General features: G+C 44.2%; 16 protein-coding genes and 2 pseudogenes. 12 read left to right on the top strand and 6 right to left on the bottom strand.

All coding sequences use genetic code 11. The annotated features are described in order from the left end of the window. The first annotated feature begins 246 nt into the window (after positions 1 to 246). The 3 genes from IM319_RS14010 to IM319_RS14000 all read left to right on the top strand — a co-directional run bounded on the left by IM319_RS14010 (position 247) and on the right by IM319_RS14000 (position 2981). Positions 247 to 1113, top strand: coding sequence for a response regulator (locus tag IM319_RS14010; protein WP_286826632.1), 867 nt, complete (start codon positions 247 to 249; stop codon positions 1111 to 1113). Beyond that, on the top strand, positions 1110 to 1400 hold the full coding sequence (locus tag IM319_RS14005) for a circadian clock KaiB family protein (protein ID WP_002752661.1): 291 nt from the start codon (positions 1110 to 1112) through the stop codon (positions 1398 to 1400). Before IM319_RS14010 ends, IM319_RS14005 begins: the two co-directional genes overlap by 4 nt. Positions 1401 to 1787: 387 nt before the next feature. Then, the gene (locus IM319_RS14000) at positions 1788 to 2981 is read left to right on the top strand and encodes an NAD(P)/FAD-dependent oxidoreductase (protein ID WP_287677122.1); all 1194 of its coding nucleotides are present in this window, start codon (positions 1788 to 1790) and stop codon (positions 2979 to 2981) included. Here the strand turns inward: IM319_RS14000 and IM319_RS13995 are convergent. Next, a complete protein-coding gene (locus IM319_RS13995; RefSeq protein ID WP_287735968.1) occupies positions 2961 to 3380 on the bottom strand; it encodes a GAF domain-containing protein in 420 nt (139 codons plus the stop codon). The genes IM319_RS14000 and IM319_RS13995 overlap by 21 nt on opposite strands. Positions 3381 to 3464: 84 nt before the next feature. Between IM319_RS13995 and IM319_RS13990 the strand changes: the two genes are divergently transcribed. Further along, complete coding sequence (locus IM319_RS13990) at positions 3465 to 4799, top strand: AAA family ATPase (RefSeq protein WP_287735967.1); 1335 nt, start codon at positions 3465 to 3467, stop codon at positions 4797 to 4799. Continuing rightward, positions 4796 to 5488, top strand: coding sequence for a Rho termination factor N-terminal domain-containing protein (locus tag IM319_RS13985; RefSeq protein WP_287735966.1), 693 nt, complete (start codon positions 4796 to 4798; stop codon positions 5486 to 5488). The genes IM319_RS13990 and IM319_RS13985 overlap by 4 nt, the downstream gene beginning before the upstream one ends. Positions 5489 to 5580: 92 nt before the next feature. On the opposite strand, the gene IM319_RS13980 is transcribed toward IM319_RS13985, so the two are convergent. Beyond that, on the bottom strand, positions 5581 to 6297 hold the full coding sequence (locus IM319_RS13980) for a lysophospholipid acyltransferase family protein (RefSeq protein WP_287076437.1): 717 nt from the start codon (positions 6295 to 6297) through the stop codon (positions 5581 to 5583). Between the two features lie 155 nt (positions 6298 to 6452). Between IM319_RS13980 and metG the strand changes: the two genes are divergently transcribed. Next, positions 6453 to 8066, top strand: a complete 1614-nt coding sequence (gene metG, locus IM319_RS13975; RefSeq protein ID WP_287735965.1) for a methionine--tRNA ligase — start codon at positions 6453 to 6455, stop codon at positions 8064 to 8066. A 100-nt stretch (positions 8067 to 8166) separates the two neighbouring features. Beyond that, positions 8167 to 8772: an NYN domain-containing protein gene (locus IM319_RS13970; protein WP_002739868.1), complete on the top strand. Its 606-nt coding sequence runs from the start codon at positions 8167 to 8169 to the stop codon at positions 8770 to 8772. 129 nt (positions 8773 to 8901) lie between these two features. On the opposite strand, the gene IM319_RS13965 is transcribed toward IM319_RS13970, so the two are convergent. From IM319_RS13965 to IM319_RS22565, 3 genes and pseudogenes are all read right to left on the bottom strand, one after another. After that, positions 8902 to 10098 carry a DNA double-strand break repair nuclease NurA gene (locus tag IM319_RS13965; RefSeq protein ID WP_287684110.1) on the bottom strand — a complete coding sequence of 399 codons (1197 nt, stop codon included), beginning with the start codon at positions 10096 to 10098 and terminating at the stop codon, positions 8902 to 8904. Between the two features lie 88 nt (positions 10099 to 10186). Next, positions 10187 to 11344 (bottom strand): HigA family addiction module antitoxin, encoded by a 1158-nt coding sequence (locus IM319_RS13960; RefSeq protein ID WP_287735964.1) that lies wholly within the window; start codon positions 11342 to 11344, stop codon positions 10187 to 10189. Position 11345: 1 nt separating this feature from the next. Further along, positions 11346 to 11465 (bottom strand): annotated as a pseudogene (locus IM319_RS22565) (killer suppression protein); the annotation flags it as partial. Between the two features lie 422 nt (positions 11466 to 11887). Here IM319_RS22565 and rpsL point away from each other — a divergent pair. From rpsL to rpsJ, 5 genes are all read left to right on the top strand, one after another. Beyond that, on the top strand, positions 11888 to 12271 hold the full coding sequence (gene rpsL / locus IM319_RS13955; protein WP_002740176.1) for a 30S ribosomal protein S12: 384 nt from the start codon (positions 11888 to 11890) through the stop codon (positions 12269 to 12271). Positions 12272 to 12426: 155 nt separating this feature from the next. After that, on the top strand, positions 12427 to 12897 hold the full coding sequence (rpsG, locus tag IM319_RS13950) for a 30S ribosomal protein S7 (RefSeq protein ID WP_002758831.1): 471 nt from the start codon (positions 12427 to 12429) through the stop codon (positions 12895 to 12897). Positions 12898 to 13028: 131 nt separating this feature from the next. Then, positions 13029 to 15104, top strand: a complete 2076-nt coding sequence (gene fusA, locus IM319_RS13945) for an elongation factor G (protein WP_287684112.1) — start codon at positions 13029 to 13031, stop codon at positions 15102 to 15104. Positions 15105 to 15257: 153 nt separating this feature from the next. After that, a complete protein-coding gene (gene tuf / locus IM319_RS13940; protein WP_287684113.1) occupies positions 15258 to 16487 on the top strand; it encodes an elongation factor Tu in 1230 nt (409 codons plus the stop codon). A 90-nt stretch (positions 16488 to 16577) separates the two neighbouring features. Then, on the top strand, positions 16578 to 16895 hold the full coding sequence (gene rpsJ / locus IM319_RS13935) for a 30S ribosomal protein S10 (protein ID WP_002800099.1): 318 nt from the start codon (positions 16578 to 16580) through the stop codon (positions 16893 to 16895). A 23-nt stretch (positions 16896 to 16918) separates the two neighbouring features. Here rpsJ and IM319_RS13930 read toward each other — a convergent pair. Continuing rightward, positions 16919 to 17101 (bottom strand): annotated as a pseudogene (locus IM319_RS13930) (hypothetical protein); the annotation flags it as partial. Positions 17102 to 17126 lie beyond the last annotated feature (25 nt).

Here is a 17126-nt window from a genome sequence, read left to right as displayed (position 1 = left end):
AGGCCGAATTTGAAGTCTTTTCTGAACGAAACCCCCTACTATCTGTTGTCAAGGTTCAGTTTTTAGCTTGGTTATCGCTTTTTCCATTGTAGCTTAAAGCCGTCGTAAAACGACGGGGTTTTAACCCAAATTTTCGATAAGACTTCGAGATAGCGGATGCTAGATTGTGATTTTGTCCTTGCGTTTCCCAAAGATGGGCGTACTATGAAAGTAGGGGAAAAAGATAATTTTAGCGATCGATTAACAATGACTAGGGATATCTGTAGGATTTTATTGATAGAGGATGAACCGACGACTGTTAAATTAATCCAGAGATTGCTGTTAAAGGCCCCCCAATGTTCCCTGGCCGGGGGGTTGACTTTTACCCTCACCCAAGCTCAGGATCTACAGGAAACTGCCGAAAAACTAGCAGGGGAGAAATTTGATCTCATCCTCTTAAGCTTGGAAATCTCTGTCCCCCCCGGCTTAAATATTCTAGTCAAAACCAGAGAATTAGCCTCTGATATACCGATAGTAGTTCAAACTACTAGCAATGATGAGAAATTAGTCGTTAAAGCCTTTCAACTGGGTGCTGACGGTTATATTCAGTTAAATAATATCGATAGTAGTCTTTTAGTCTATCAAATTCGTGTGGCGATCGAGCGTCAGCAATATATCCTCAATCTTAAACATCAACAACAGGAAGAGGAATTTCGCGAACTGGAACAGTTAATCAAGGGAGTACAAACTAGCATCACGGCGAAAATGTTCGGTTCTGAGGCAATAAAGCAGAGTATTCCCGATATTTTTCAAGAATTAGTCCAAAATTACGGAGACTTATTAGACTTAGCTTTAGAAGAACAAGCATACAAAGTGGAACATAATCTATCGGAACGACTGCGAAGCTTGGCCGATAAGTTAGGATTCTTAAAAGCTAGTCCTCGCGATGTGGTGGATATTCATACCACCACCCTACGCCAAAAAAATCAGGATGTCACCCTGGCTAAAGCGCAGGCCTACGTTAGCGAAGGTCGTCTCATGGTCTTAGAATTGATGGGTTATCTCGTCTCTTTCTATCGTAAATACTATATCGGTCTCAGCAACATTAAACTGTTCAATAACACGCAATCATGAGTCAATATCTTCTCAAACTCTACATTATGGGCGATTCCAGTAAATCCCAGAGGGCGATCGCCAATATTTTTCGTATCTGTCGCGAGGAGTTATCCGATCTTTATACGGTAGAAATAATTGATGTTCTCGAACAGCCCCAATTAGCGGAACAGGATAAAATTCTCGTAACTCCTACTTTAGTCAAACAACTTCCCCCACCCCTACAAAGAATTATCGGCGATATGTCCAATACTCAAAAGGTTCTCCTCGGTTTGGATGTTATTCCCAAAGACTCCCATCTCAATTAGGATTCACCTAAAAATTCTTCTGGTTAGGTTTTTCCTCTCTAATAAGCTCTAATCTTAATTTTATCCGGCGGTCAAATTAGTAACCGCTCTCAACATATTGCCCCAGTCAACCGGCCGCACCCGATAGCACTTCTATCAGGAATTAAGGTAAGCTGTTGAGCAGTAAGATTTTAAGGAACTAATTATGTTTAAAAATTGGTCTTTCGACGATTGGATGAATCATATCCTTTTTCTGGCTACAATTGTGGCTTTGCTGACCATTTGGCTGGTTAGATAAATAAAAACTATTTTTCTTTCCTTGCTTTACCGAAAATTTGGGTTTAAGGTTCCCCGTCCATTTTACGGCAAGGAGTGTCAAAATAAGAAACAAAACCCTCAGCGATCGATATGACTGACTCAAACCCAAAAATTTGTATTCTCGGTGGTGGTTTTGGTGGACTCTATACTGCTTTACGTTTGAGTCAATTGCCTTGGCCCGATCAACACCCCCCCCAAATTACCTTAATTGATAAAAACGATCGCTTTTTATTTTCTCCCCTTCTCTACGAATTAGTCACCTCAGAACTAGAATCCTGGGAAATTGCTCCCCCTTTCAGCGAATTGCTCGCCAATACCCCCGTTGACTTCCAACAGGGAACCGTCACGGCGATCGATGTTAATAATCATAAAATAACCCTTGACAATCAAAACGATATATGCTATGACCGCCTCGTGATCGCCCTCGGTGGTCAATCCTCCCTTGACTTCCTACCCGGGGCCAAAACCCACGCTATCCCCTTTCGTAGTCTCGAGGATGCCTATCGTCTTCGGGATCGACTCAAAACCCTAGAACAATCCGATCGCGATAAAATTCGGGTCGCCATTATCGGGGGCGGTTATAGCGGCGTAGAATTAGCCTGTAAGCTGGCCGATCGCCTCGGAGAAAGGGGAAGAATTCGTCTGATCGAAAGAAATAGCGATATAATTGCCCTTTCACCCCAATTTAACCGCGACACTGCCAAAAAAGCCCTGGAAAAACGTCTGGTTTGGTTAGACCTAGAAACCACCGTCGCCGATATCCAAGCTGATCGCCTCTCCCTTGACTACAAAGGACAGATCGACAATATCCCCGTTGATCTAATTCTCTGGACCGTTAGTCCGATCGCCTCCCCACTGATCGCTAATTTGCCCATAGCACATAATGAGCGCAAATTACTAAAAGTTAATCAATATTTACAAACTGTCGAAAACCCCAGTATCTACGCGATCGGCGATGCGGCCGATAGTCGCGATCAAGACGATAAACCCTATGCTGCCACGGCCCAAGTAGCCCTTCAACAGTCCGACTACTGCGCTTGGAATATTTGGGCGAGTTTCCACGATAAACCGGCTTTACCCTTCCGTTATCAACCTTTAGGCGAAATGTTGACCCTCGGCATCGATGAAGCTACCATTAGCGGTTTAGGACTACAATTAGCCGGCCCCCTTGCCCATCTTACCCGTCGCTTAGTCTATCTCTACCGTCTGCCCACCCTCAACCATCAAATCGCCGTAGCATTCAACTGGATTACCCAACCGCTTCTATCCCTCATCTCTGAGTAACGAGTTCAGATATTCCTCCACTAACAAACTATCTCGATCGGTCAATTCCCCAGCATCGAGACGGTTTAAGACCATTACTGCGCCAAATAACTGATTATTAACCCTAATTGGCACAGCTAAAGCCGTTTTTATCCCCAAAGCGACGGCTATATCCTGACGGATGCGATTATCTCCTAGGGTTTGTCCCACCACCACCGGACAACTATCCCGGTAAACCACCGTACACAATCCCGACGTGGCAATATCACCCCTTTTGCCCACAATTGCCTGGCTGTTTTTACCCGCACCCGCGCGATAATAAATACTATCACCGTCAAATTCGGCAATGATAACCGTTTCTGTTGGAATTAAACCTAAAATTTCTTCAGCCAAGCGATCGAGATTAGTTAATTTTTCCATAATGGGTTAGGGGTTGAGGAAATGGGGTGTTATACTCAAAAAAACAGTAATTCATTAACTTTAGTCTATAGTTTGTGAACTGAAATGAAAGATAACACCCCCAAAGTAAAAAGTCTCAAATCTTATCTTCAGCATTTGCCTCAAAATGCGTCGGAAGCGATTGTTAGCACCAACTTTGCACCTTACCTGATATCATATTTAGGATTTTCAACCACGGAGATAATCCCAAGTTACGACACGGGAGGCGGTGGGATTACCGACTTTGCCACTCGGAGAAACCTAGAAAACGATATTTTTTTGCAGACAAAGAGTAATCCTTTTCTGCTGATAGAGTTAAAAGGTAGAGATATTAACCTAACTGAAAATAGTCCAAGTTATAAGGCAACTGTCAATCAGTTAAAGCGTCAGTTATTAGGGAATAACTGTCAAGCAGCCCAATGGGGAATTATCACTAACGGTTCGCACATCCAGTTATTTAGAAAACATGGTAAAATCATTTTTCCTGCCACTACTTGCATAGAGCTAACTCCTGAGAACATTGATGATACTATAGCTCTGATCAAGACAAAAATTGACAATACTCCCAAAGCACTAACGGTTACTGTTTACAATAATAAAGGCGGTGTAGGCAAAACCACCACAACCGTAAATCTTGCCGCTATTCTTGCCTTGTTAGGTAAAAAAGTTTTAGTTTTAGACTTTGATTTTAATCAAGGAGATTTAACTAGATCTCTCCTAAATATGAAACCAGAAGATGGCCTACTAGAAAAGGCTTTAACTGACCGCAATATTGAACTAAAATCAGTGATTCGTCCCTATATTTTTAAGAATTCAAAACGACAAATTACCTTCGATGTCGTTCCTACTGAGCCTAAAATGGCAGAGTATTCGGAATTTGAGTATAATGCTAAAATGAAAATATACACTCTCCATAGAAAATTAGACTTAGCTAGATATGAATATGATTACATCTTTATAGATGCAGCTCCCAATTGGCGATTTACTAGCAAGCTGGCTGTTTATGCTGCCGATGTTGTCCTCTTACCCACAAAACATAACAATTCATTCTCCCTTAATAATGCAGCCACTGCCATCAAGGAGTTTCTGCCGGAAATGCAAAAATCAAAAAAAGATGGGACTCCCATAGCCTTACCAATTTTTTTCAACGGTGAGAAGATTACTCAACCACAGTTAGAACTTGCCCAAAAAGAAATTAATCAAATACTAAAAAATGACAAAAACCTTGTACCCTATTTTTATCCCAGATATACTAATGCCAAAAAAGATTTACATATTCATCAAGTGCCAGAATACGCTATTATAGCCAGTGCTGCCTTCGCTCGCGTGCCAGCCGTTTATAAAAATCGTTCCGCTTATGACTACTACAAAGACTTAGCAAAGGAGTATTTTTTACAATGATGGAATATACCGATATTGGTACTTTGAAGTATCTCTACTTAGATGAAATAGAAATTACTAATGGGACCGATGCTGATAGTTTTTTAATTGAAGTTGCTGCTAAACTATTACAGCAGAAAGGTGGACGCAACTGGCTGCCCGTGATCGTCAAAGAACTATCAGAGGATCGCTATGAAGTTATCGGCAACTCATTTGTTTATGCTGTGGCTGAAAGGGCTGGACTAGAAAGAATTTGGTGTATTATTGCTGATGGAACAGAAGATGCTAGGAATATATCCAGAGTTTTGGCAAGAGAAGAAACCCCAAAACTAAATCTGTCAACAGCTTCAAGAGAAGAAATTAAATCTGCTTTACAGTTCTTAATTGAACAACCGAATAGCCCACTAAAAACAGTTAAATTAGCTACTGCTACTGCTAGGATTGATGAGGCTCCCCGTCAATTCTGGAAGAGTTTAGACTCAATTGTTGCCCTCAAGTGTGGAATTACAAAAGGGAAGGGATTAGATTTACTCAAAACTGTCTTTTATCTCACTCCTCAATCTCAACAAGATGCAGTGATTGAGGAGTTTTCAGAAGAAACTCTCAAACTCAAGACTGTTTCTGAATTAAAGACTCTAGCCAAAGAAAAGGGAATCGTTGGTTTAAGCAAGATGAAGAAAGCAGAGCTAGTCAGAATATTGGCGCAATAAGAAAAAGGAGTATCAATTATGAATTATCAATTATGAATTATGAGTTAGGAAGTGGGAAGAAAAAAGCTGCCTCCTGCCTCCTGCCTCCTGACTTAGCCCTTCAGCAATAAATCGCTAATTTCCGACTGACAATGACCAATTAAACGATTAATCGCTTTTTTTCCTTGTTTACCTTGATAATCTGAGCGATCGCTCTCAGTAATGCGGTAGGGACGACCGATCGCCACCTTAACACGATGATAAAATACAACAGGATGCCAACCATCTTGATCGAATAAAGGTTCTGTGGTATCTAACCAGCGTAGCAAACGCACGGGAAAAGGACTAATAGCAGTTTCCGACTCGGAGAGAATAGCCACAGGTAAGACAGATAAATTCTCCACGGGACAACGCAGGGCTAAATGGGCAAATCCGCTTTGAAAACGGCTAATTTGACGAGGAGGAGTCAAATTTAACATCGGCGATCCACCTTCTGGAAATAAACCGATCCATCGTCCGGACTGTAAAAAATCCGTTGCTTGCCGAAAAAAAGTTCGGTGGCGTTTTTCGGGGGTATCAAAGGGAAAACAGCCTAATTCTCCGATTAATTCCCGCAAAAGCGGCGTTTTTCCCATGTAGTGATGACAGGCGATCGGGAGACTTTTGCCCAAAGCTTGAATTAAGATCGGCGCGTCCAAAAAGCTACGATGGTTACTTACCACGATCGCCACTCCTTGGCTGGGTAGATTTTCTTGACCGACGGTAAACAGACCCGTGCGTGTGGTATCAAGAATTAAACGAGAGGTAGATAGGGGGGTAAGCAGCTTCATGGAAAAAAAAAATCGGCCTTAAGATTGTTTTTATTGACTTAGATCACAACTAAAGGATAAAACAGAATTAGAGGATCATAAAATATAGGGATTATGTCCCAATCATCTACGGATCAGCCTCGGGGCAGCCTCGTCTATTAAAAAAAATAAATTTCATGAATGATTTGAATGAGCGAAGAACATTTGCTTTAACAACACCTCTTTATTATGTCAACGATATCCCTCACATCGGTAGTGCTTACACAACGATCGTAGCGGATGTTATGGCACGATGGCAGCGGTTACAGGGCAATTCTGTCCTCTTAATTACAGGAACCGACGAACACGGACAGAAAATCGAACGGACTGCTGCGGCCAAAGGACTCAATCCCCAGGAACACTGCGATCGCATCGCCACCAGTTTTGCCAATCTCTGGGCAAAGCTACATATCCAGTATGATCGCTTTAGTCGCACCACTGCCCCCCGTCATCAGGCAATTGTTAACGAATTTTTTGAAAGAGTCTGGGAAAAGGGCGATATCTATCTCGATCGCCAACAGGGTTGGTATTGCGTCGCCTGTGAAGAATTTAAGGAAAAAAGAGAACTATTAGATAATGGCTGTTGTCCCATTCATACTAATCTGGCCGCCGAATGGCGCGACGAGGAAAACTATTTTTTCCGTCTCTCTAAGTATCAGGCACAACTAGAACAACTTTACCAAGAGCAAGCCGATTTTATTCAACCAGAAAGCCGACGTAATGAGGTTCTCAACTTCGTCAACCAGGGACTACAGGACTTCTCCATCTCTAGGGTTAATGTCGCTTGGGGGTTTCCCATTCCCCACGATGGTCAGCATACCATCTACGTTTGGTTTGATGCCCTTCTTGGCTATGTTACCGCCCTTCTCGACCCCGAAGACGAACCCACCCTAGAAAATGCCTTAGCCAAATGGTGGCCGATCAATCTGCATCTGATCGGTAAAGATATATTAAGATTCCATGCCATTTATTGGCCGGCTATGCTAATGTCGGCAGGTTTACCCTTGCCTAAAAGAGTATTCGGCCATGGCTTTTTGACCAAAGACGGGCGGAAAATGGGCAAAAGTCTCGGTAATACCCTCGATCCCTTCGATTTGGTTGAGCGCTATGGGGCCGATGCCGTCCGTTACTATTTCGTCAAAGAGATTGAATTAGGACAGGATGGCGATTTTCAGGAAACCAGATTTGTTAATATTCTTAACGCGGATTTAGCCAACGATTTAGGCAATCTCCTCAATCGCACCCTAGGCATGGTTAAAAAATACTGCCAAAATATCCCCCCCCAGTTGACTGGCGTAGATATCCCGAACGATAATCGTCTTAAGAATATGGGGATCAATCTAGGGGTAATTGTTGAACAGAAGTATGATGCGCTACAATTTAATCAAGCCTGTGAGGAAATATTGGCGTTAATTCGTGCCAGTAACAAGTTTATCGATGAGAGTGCGCCCTGGAGTTTATTTAAACAGAAACAACAAGCAGCAGTAGAAAAAGTCCTCTACGCGGTTTTGGAATCAGTCAGACTCTCTGCCTACCTACTCTCACCGATAATACCGACCTTGAGCAGTAAAATTTATCAACAACTAGGTTTTGTTATTGATTTTAATACTTTCAGGTCGGAGGACGGAGAAAACTCCCCCGATGGTGTCTCTTTTTCCCAACACTGTCAATGGGGATTACCCACAAATCCACAACTAGGAACACCTGAACCGATCTTTTCTAAACTAGAACTGCCGTTAAACGATTCCTAAAGGAATTTTTTAATAACTCTATTTTTTAAGGTCTGTTGTCCTTTGGGATACAACTGGCAAACAATCAACACTAAACTTTTAACAAACGAGGAAAAATAAAATGTTTGATGATTATGACACGGCCCCAGTCTTCACCCCCGAACAAGTGCTAGAAAATCGCGGTCGTGTGGCGATTTTCATCGATGGTTCCAATTTATTTTATGCGGCTCTGCAATTAGGTATCGAAATTGACTACACCAAATTACTTTGTCGTTTAACTGCCGGTTCTCGTCTCTTGCGGGCCTTCTTTTATACTGGAGTTGATCGCACTAACGAAAAACAGCAGGGATTCCTCCTCTGGATGCGTCGCAACGGTTATCGAGTCATCGCTAAAGATCTAGTACAATTACCCGATGGTTCCAAAAAAGCCAATCTCGACGTGGAAATCGCCGTGGATTTAATGGCTCTAGTGGGTTCCTATGATACCGCAGTCATTGTCAGTGGTGATGGGGATTTGGCCTATGCTGCCGATTCCGTCAGTTACCGTGGTGCGCGAGTGGAAGTGGTTAGTTTGCGATCGATGACCAGTGATAGTTTAATTAATGTAGCCGATCGCTATGTTGATCTAGATCAAATTAAAGAAGAAATTCAAAAAACCAGCAAACATCACGTTGGTTATAATAATTTCCCCGTCAGCGTCTTGGATCAAGATCGGAGCAGTCGCTAGAAAAATTCGGCAAAAATCAAGTTTAAGGTGGGTAATTCCCACCTTTTTCAGTTATCAGTGACCAGTTATCAGTTATCAGTGACCAGTTATCAGTTATCAGTGACCACTCCCCATCTGCTGAATCCTCAATTAAGCGATACTACTGCGCTTTCTCGCTTCCTTATAAGATGTTCCCACATCCTGTAAACCGACTTTAATCATCTGTTGTTCCAAAAGGGCAAAAAAACGCAGGCGATCGCCACCTTTAATCACTGCTAAATTGTGCGCTTCCGCTAAGGCGATCGGATAACCATAACCTTTTAACACCTGGGCCAGTAAAATACTCAAAGAGCGATCGAGTAATTCTCGCTCCTCCACCACCCAAGCAGGAACCTCTACCCTAGCGATTTCCGTCCCCACATGGAGATAACAGAAGTAAATGCGATGTTCATCCCCATAAAGATCGAGTATTTTCAAAGAACTGCGCCAAAAAGGACTTCTTTGTCCCGGTTCCAATAAATAACCCCAGAGAGAAGCATCCCGGAGAGGATCGACGACGCGACAAGGAGTTTTTTCTGGGTCTAAATCACCGCAATTGATCAAGCAATTGGGACTATCATGGGGACAAGATTGTAAACGCAGGAAATTTAAGCCTTCCGTGCTACGAGAAGCACTAATATAACCCATAAGCGGGATTCTAGCTGATTTTAAATCGTCCCAAGACTGAAAAATCGGTGGCAAAATTAAATCTTTTGCTTCCGGGGGGAGACTATCGATAAACCAATAGATCAAAGAACCATCCACGAGGGCTAAATTTGGTTCATAATGGGCCCCAGGGGGTTTTACCCAACGAGTAGCCATTTCTGCTAACATTTGGCTTTCTAATACCGTCCGACGATAACTCATCCACTCATCCACGCGAATACCCCACTGTTTAGAAATGTAGAGGTCTTCTGATTTGTAATAGACTTCGGGAATGCTATCGAGCAGAGGGTGTAAATTTTGACCATAGTGCAACATAATCCTACCGATATTAATTAGATAACAGTAGGCGATTTCGTGGTGAGAAGGGGCAATTTGGGAACCATCCGTGGCAAAAACGCTATGACTTTCGGGAGCGGGAAGGATAGTAATGCGGGTGTCGAGAGGTTCGATCGGTAGCGCTACGGAGAAAATTAGGCGATCGTGCCAGTTATGATAGAGTTCTAGCAGTTTTTCCTGTTGCTGTTGCGCTTGTTCTAAAAGAATTTTCGCTCGCTGCACTCGCTCGCGACTAGCTGCCACTTCCTGTTGAAAATGTTGACTAATCCCGGGCATTTTTGCCGCTAATTTCGCAAGATCGAGCATAACTATCCTCTACCTGACTTTTTTTGATTTTATCGCAATTTTGTCAGTTATTGTCAAATTTATCCTTAGTAATCTCCGCTTACAGCAGTTATCTTAATGGTGAGATAGGAAGTTTTCCTTTTGGGGAGTCGCTCGTCAATACCAAAAAGGAATCTTGTGTATTTAGACAATATTTGTCCTTGAGATCATTACAGTTTTGATCAGAAATAATTTGCTCATGTTGCAGTCTACCAACAATAATACCAGGGTGTATTCCTAGTTGTTCGGCAAATTGATTAATAGCTTTTTTACTTAGACAATTATTGGCGATAAATCTCTGCCAATCTCTGGAATTAATTAATAAATTAGCCGCAAAAATATCCGCCTCTTTTTCTTTAATTTTATCTTGAATATCTTGCCCCTCTAAAAATAAAATTCGTTTCCCATGTAATACAATATGACCAGCTTCATGAAAAAAAGAAAACCAAAAATGATCATTTGTTTTGTATCGATCGCTCAATTGAATTAAAGCTTTCTGAGAACCTAACCAACGGGTAGCACCGTGTCCCCTTGTTTTCGGAAGTTCAGGAACAAAGACCAAGGCAACTCCCGCTGCCGCACAAAGGTCGATCATTTGCGGTTGAAATACCTTGATCGACTTAACAGTTAACAAACGAATTTGCTGCAAGACATCTCTGAATTTCAACTCGTTGTAATCAGCACAATTAATTTTCGATGCCTCTATTTCTCCTTGACGTAACCATGCTGTTATCGCCCCTTGATCGCTCTCAAATGCCTGAGACTTTCTAAAATCAATCGATAAATTTCTCCCCCAAATCTCCTCCCATTGCTCAGGGGAGACAACGGCAAAAAAAATTAAGCTCTCCCGTAATTGCTCTATTTTATCCTCATAAAACTTGAGCCAGCCTAGTTTAGTCATCTGCCGATAAGGAATTTTTGTTAACCAGCCTAAATAACCTTTTAATCTTTGATTCTCGTTTTTTCTCGCTAAATATTCCCGATAAAGTCTTTCGCGCTCCATCCAGAAACTGGCGGGAGTTCCTAACACTAACTCTATCTGTAAAGCGGTATCGCTAGTAATCTCCGCTTTACCTTTTATGATCTCATTGATAGTCTTTCTCGGTCTGCCCATACGTTGGGCCAGTTCCGATTGAGACATATTTCTTTCTTCTAGGATTTCGGCAAGGGTTTCTCCCGGTGGAGAAATAAAATCCGGTGCAGATCTGTTCTCAATAGTATTAGTCATGTTTTAAATCGTCGAGTCTTTGCCTGATTTTCTTAGCCATCTTCTCTCCATACTGTTTTTTCAGGAGCCGTTGGCTATTGCATTCGTTCTCAAATTTTTTTTTCTTAAATACAATATCCATTGTAGATGACCCTTGTAATATTGTTAACCTTTAGGGTTAACAATATTTTATGGCAGCATATTTGTGGGGCATCCAGTACAAAAGCTCTAAATATAGCGTTAAGAGCTAATAGTCTAGACACCAATTCTGAAAATGAGGTTAGCTAGAGACAGTTTTTCAGACATTAGCCGATTAATTAGGCGATAATTATCGCTACAATTGCATGATCAAGCCAAAACAACGAAGCTGTAGTTTTATCGCCTAATAACGCTCGAATTAAGTGCCGCCGCCGCCCAAGAAAAAGACAATCTCTAACCTCTAAACCGGAGAAAAGCACAATAAGCGACTTGACAACAAGAGCAACAATTTGCTATAATGGCCTTTTGTCAACGATTTGACCTTCGGTAATAGGAGTTCAGAGTAACCTTAGATACAGCCCTATCATGCCCACCATTCAGCAATTAATACGCGACGAAAGATCCAAAGCGAAAAGAAAAACCAAATCTCCCGCCCTCAAACAATGCCCCCAACGTCGGGGAGTTTGTACAAGAGTATATACCACCACACCGAAAAAACCCAACTCAGCCCTACGGAAAGTGGCTAGGGTACGTTTAACCTCTGGATTTGAGGTGACAGCCTACATCCCCGGGATCGGTCATAACCTGCAAGAACACTCCGTCGTCCTCATTCGGGGCGGTCGGGTTAAAGATCTGCCCGGAGTCAGATATCACATCATTCGCGGCACCCTCGATGCCACTGGGGTGAAAAACCGTCAAAAGGCGCGGTCTAAGTACGGAACCAAACGCCCCAAACCCGCAGCTAAATAAACAGGGAATTGATTAACCAAAAAAATACTCCCACCGAGTCGGTCAAAGTTAACCCAAGAGACTTGAGACTCGCAGGAGAGGGTTTGAGATGGGCTGTAATCATCCGACTGTCAAGCAAAAGTTAAAGTTAACCTAGAAAATTCAGGAATACTCCGATGTCTCGCCGTAAAAACGTCAAAAAACGTCCTATTCCCCCCGATCCCGTTTACAATAGCTGTTTAGTCAGCATGACCATCCGCCGGATCATGCGATCGGGCAAAAAATCCCTGGCCGCTAATATCGTTTACGATGCCCTGAAAACCGTCGGCGAACGTACCGGTCAAGAACCCCTAGAAGTATTTGAAAAAGCCGTTAAAAACGCCACTCCCCTAGTGGAAGTGAAAGCCCGCCGGGTCGGTGGAGCCACCTATCAAGTACCGATGGAAGTACGCAGCAATCGTGGTAGTACATTGGCACTACGCTGGTTGGTTCATTATGCTCGGACTAGAGGCGGCAAAACCATGGCCGGTAAACTGGCCAACGAGATCATGGATGCGGCCAATGAAACCGGCGGCACGATCAAAAAGCGGGAAGAAACCCACCGCATGGCAGAAGCAAACAAAGCCTTCGCCCACTATCGTTACTAAACCATACTTAGGGCGGTAGACCAGACCTCTGCCGCTAAAAAAACTGTCAAGAAAAGTATAGAATTGTAAATAGTGTAAAAAATACTGGAACAAAATCCAATTTCACTGGCAAGCAAAGCAAGGAGGTTGCTGTGGCACGGACTATCCCGCTAGAGAGAGTGCGAAACATCGGAATCGCCGCTCATATAGACGCGGGCAAAACAACGACAACAGAAAGAATCCTGTTCTACACGGGAGTCGCTCATAAACTGGGCGAAGTCCACGACGGAACGGCAATTACCGACTGGATGGAACAGGAACGGGAGCGGGGAATCACCATCACCGCCGCCGCCATCAGTACCAGTTGGCAAGATCATCGCATCAACATCATTGATACCCCCGGTCACGTCGATTTCACCATTGAAGTGGAACGTTCCATGCGGGTACTCGATGGAGTAGTGGCGGTTTTCTGCTCTGTTGGTGGTGTACAACCCCAATCGGAAACCGTCTGGAGACAAGCCGATCGGTACAAAGTACCCCGGATTGCCTTTGTCAACAAAATGGACAGAACGGGAGCGAATTTCTTCAAAGTTTACGAACAATTAAGAGATCGCCTCAGAACTAACGCCGTTCCCATCCAAATGCCGATCGGCGCGGAAAGCGAACTGAGCGGGATCGTTGATCTCGTCAAGATGCGCGCCTATATATATAAGGACGATCTAGGGAAAGACATAGAAGAAACCGACATTCCCGAAGACTTATTGAAAAAGGCCGAAGAATTCCGCCTGCAACTGGTGGAAGCTGTAGCGGAAGCTGATGAAGAACTCCTAGAAAAATATCTAGAAGGTGAAGAACTCACCGCAGCGGAAATCAAACGCGGTCTCAGAGAAGGGACGATTGCAGGTACAATTGTTCCCGTCCTCTGCGGTTCAGCCTTCAAAAACAAAGGGGTACAACTGCTCCTCGATGCCGTCGTCGATTATCTGCCCTCGCCCTCGGAAGTAGCTGCCGTTAAAGGGATTCTCCCCGACGGAACCGAAGAAATCCGGGAAGCGAAAGATGATGCTCCCTTCTCTGCTCTCGCCTTCAAAATCATGGCCGATCCCTTCGGTCGTTTAACCTTCCTGCGGGTTTATTCTGGGGTTTTGGCCAAAGGCAGCTACGCCTACAACTCCACCAAAGGAACCAAAGAACGGATCGCTCGCCTGATTGTCCTCAAATCCAACGAACGGATCGAAGTGGATGAACTGCGCGCCGGTGATCTAGGGGCGGCGATCGGACTGAAAAACACCATTACTGGGGATACCCTCTGTGATGAGAAAAACCCGATTATCCTAGAATCCCTCTTTATCCCCGAACCGGTTATCTCCGTGGCGGTGGAACCGAAAACCAAACAGGACATCGAGAAACTCAGCAAAGCTCTGCAAGCTCTCTCCGATGAAGATCCCACCTTCCGGGTCAAAGTTGATCCCGAAACCAATCAAACGGTAATCGCCGGGATGGGAGAACTGCACCTGGAAATCCTGGTCGATCGAATGCTCCGGGAATATAAAGTCGAAGCAACCGTGGGCGCTCCCCAAGTTGCCTATCGGGAAACTGTGCGGAAACCCGTACGGGCTGAGGGTAAATTTATCCGTCAAAGTGGCGGTAAAGGGCAGTACGGCCACGTCGTCATCGAACTCGAACCGGGTGAACCGGGGTCTGGCTTTGTTTTTGTCTCCAAAATTGTCGGTGGTGCTATCCCCAAAGAATACATCAACCCGTCAGAACAAGGGATGAAAGAAGCTTGCGAATCGGGGATCGTAGCGGGTTATCCCGTCATCGACCTGAAGGCAACCCTGGTGGATGGTTCTTTCCACGATGTGGACTCCTCCGAGATGGCCTTTAAGATTGCCGGTTCCATGGCGATCAAAGAAGCGGTGATGAAAGCTTCTCCCGTTCTCCTAGAACCGATGATGAAGGTTGAGGTGGAAGTACCCGAAGACTTCATCGGTAACGTCATCGGTGATCTTAACTCCCGTCGGGGACAAATCGAAGGTCAAGAAACCGAGACTGGCATCGCCAAAGTCTCCGCTAAAGTTCCCCTAGCGGAAATGTTTGGTTACGCCACTGATATTCGCTCCAAAACCCAAGGACGGGGCATCTTCACCATGGAATTTAGCCATTACGAAGAAGTCCCCCGCAACGTGGCCGAGACGATTATCACCAAAAGTAAAGGGAACGGCTAATCAGTGACCAGTGACCGGTGAGCAGTGAAGACAAACCGATCATTTAAAGTTGGTCGGTCAACTCTAATAACTGCTAACTTAAAACTGATCTCTGGTGACTGATTACTGTTCACCCAGCTGAAGAAGAAAAAAAAACAAAGGAACAGAAAGTAAATGGCACGCGCTAAATTTGAACGGACGAAACCCCACGTTAACATCGGTACGATCGGTCACGTTGACCACGGCAAAACTACCCTCACCGCCGCTATCACTATGACCCTAGCGGCTCTGGGTAATGCCCAAGCTAAAAAATACGATGAAATCGATGCCGCTCCTGAAGAAAAGGCTCGCGGGATCACCATCAACACCGCTCACGTTGAGTACGAAACCGCCGATCGCCACTATGCTCACGTTGACTGCCCCGGCCACGCGGACTATGTAAAAAACATGATCACCGGTGCGGCACAGATGGACGGTGGTATTCTCGTGGTCTCGGCCGCTGATGGCCCCATGCCCCAAACCCGGGAACATATCCTGCTGGCTCGTCAGGTGGGTGTACCTAACCTGGTCGTCTTCCTCAACAAAAAAGATATGGTGGATGATGAGGAGTTACTGGAACTCGTAGAACTGGAAGTGCGCGAACTTCTCAGCAGTTACGACTTTGCTGGCGACGATATCCCCATTATTGCTGGTTCTGCTAAAGAAGCCCTCGAGTACATGACCAAAAACCCCAAAGCCCAAAAAGGCGATAACGAGTGGGTAGATGCGATTTATGAATTAATGGACGCGGTGGATAGCTATATTCCCACTCCTGAACGGGCGATCGATAAACCCTTCCTGATGGCGGTAGAAGACGTATTCTCGATTACTGGTCGGGGGACGGTGGCTACCGGTCGGATCGAACGCGGTAAGGTAAAAGTGGGTGATAACGTGGAATTGGTCGGGATCAGAGAAACTCGCCCCACCACCGTTACTGGGATCGAAATGTTCAAGAAAAGTCTTGAAGAAGGAATGGCTGGCGATAACGCTGGTATCCTTCTACGTGGTATCCAAAAAACCGACATCGAGCGCGGCATGGTTATCGCTAAACCGGGTACAATCAAACCCCACACCCAGTTTGAAGGTGAGGTATATGTGTTAACTCAAGCAGAAGGTGGTCGTCACACTCCTTTCTTTAAAAACTATCGTCCTCAGTTCTATGTAAGGACGACCGACGTAACTGGCACTATCCAAGACTACACCTCCGACGAGGGAGAAACAGTAGAAATGGTCATGCCGGGGGACCGGATCAAAATGACTGTGGAACTGATCAACCCGATCGCTATTGAACAGGGTATGCGCTTCGCTATTCGCGAAGGTGGTCGCACCATCGGTTCTGGCGTTATCTCGAAAATTATCAAGTAGGCTAATCTACTAATTAACGGGGCAGTGAATTTAAAAGCTGCTCCGTTACTGTCTTTATCTCGTACCTTGACAATTGCAATAGGTGAAATTATGGCTACGTTACAACAACAGAAGATTCGCATTCGTTTGAAAGCTTTTGACCGGCGCTTACTCGATACTTCCTGTGAGAAGATTGTCGATACTGCCAATAGAACTAACGCCACGGCGATCGGACCGATTCCCCTACCGACCAAAAGAAAGATTTATTGTGTCCTGCGTTCCCCTCACGTTGACAAGGACTCCCGTGAACATTTTGAAACCCGCACCCATCGCCGCATTATTGATATTTACCAACCCTCTTCTAAGACAATCGATGCTTTGATGAAATTAGATTTACCCGCAGGGGTTGATATTGAAGTTAAATTGTAAAAAATGCCAAAAAGATGTTATCGCTAACATCTTTTTTTCTTCCCCACTATCCTATAACTTTTAAATAGGATTTTTGATAAAAGGAAGTTATGGTTCTTCGTTACTTGGTATGGTTCGATAGGGGGGCATAAATCGACTAAATCCTTATCTGGTAAGAGACTTAATTGATTAGTTCGCTCTAGATCAAAAACAATTGACAAAAATCGCTAAATGCCTTTCTATATAAGGGTT

This window comes from Microcystis sp. M113S1 (assembly GCF_020246945.1).
Classification (GTDB): domain Bacteria; phylum Cyanobacteriota; class Cyanobacteriia; order Cyanobacteriales; family Microcystaceae; genus Microcystis.
The sequence above is the reverse complement of the archived record's forward strand: the minus strand, read 5'-3'. Positions and strand labels throughout refer to the sequence as shown.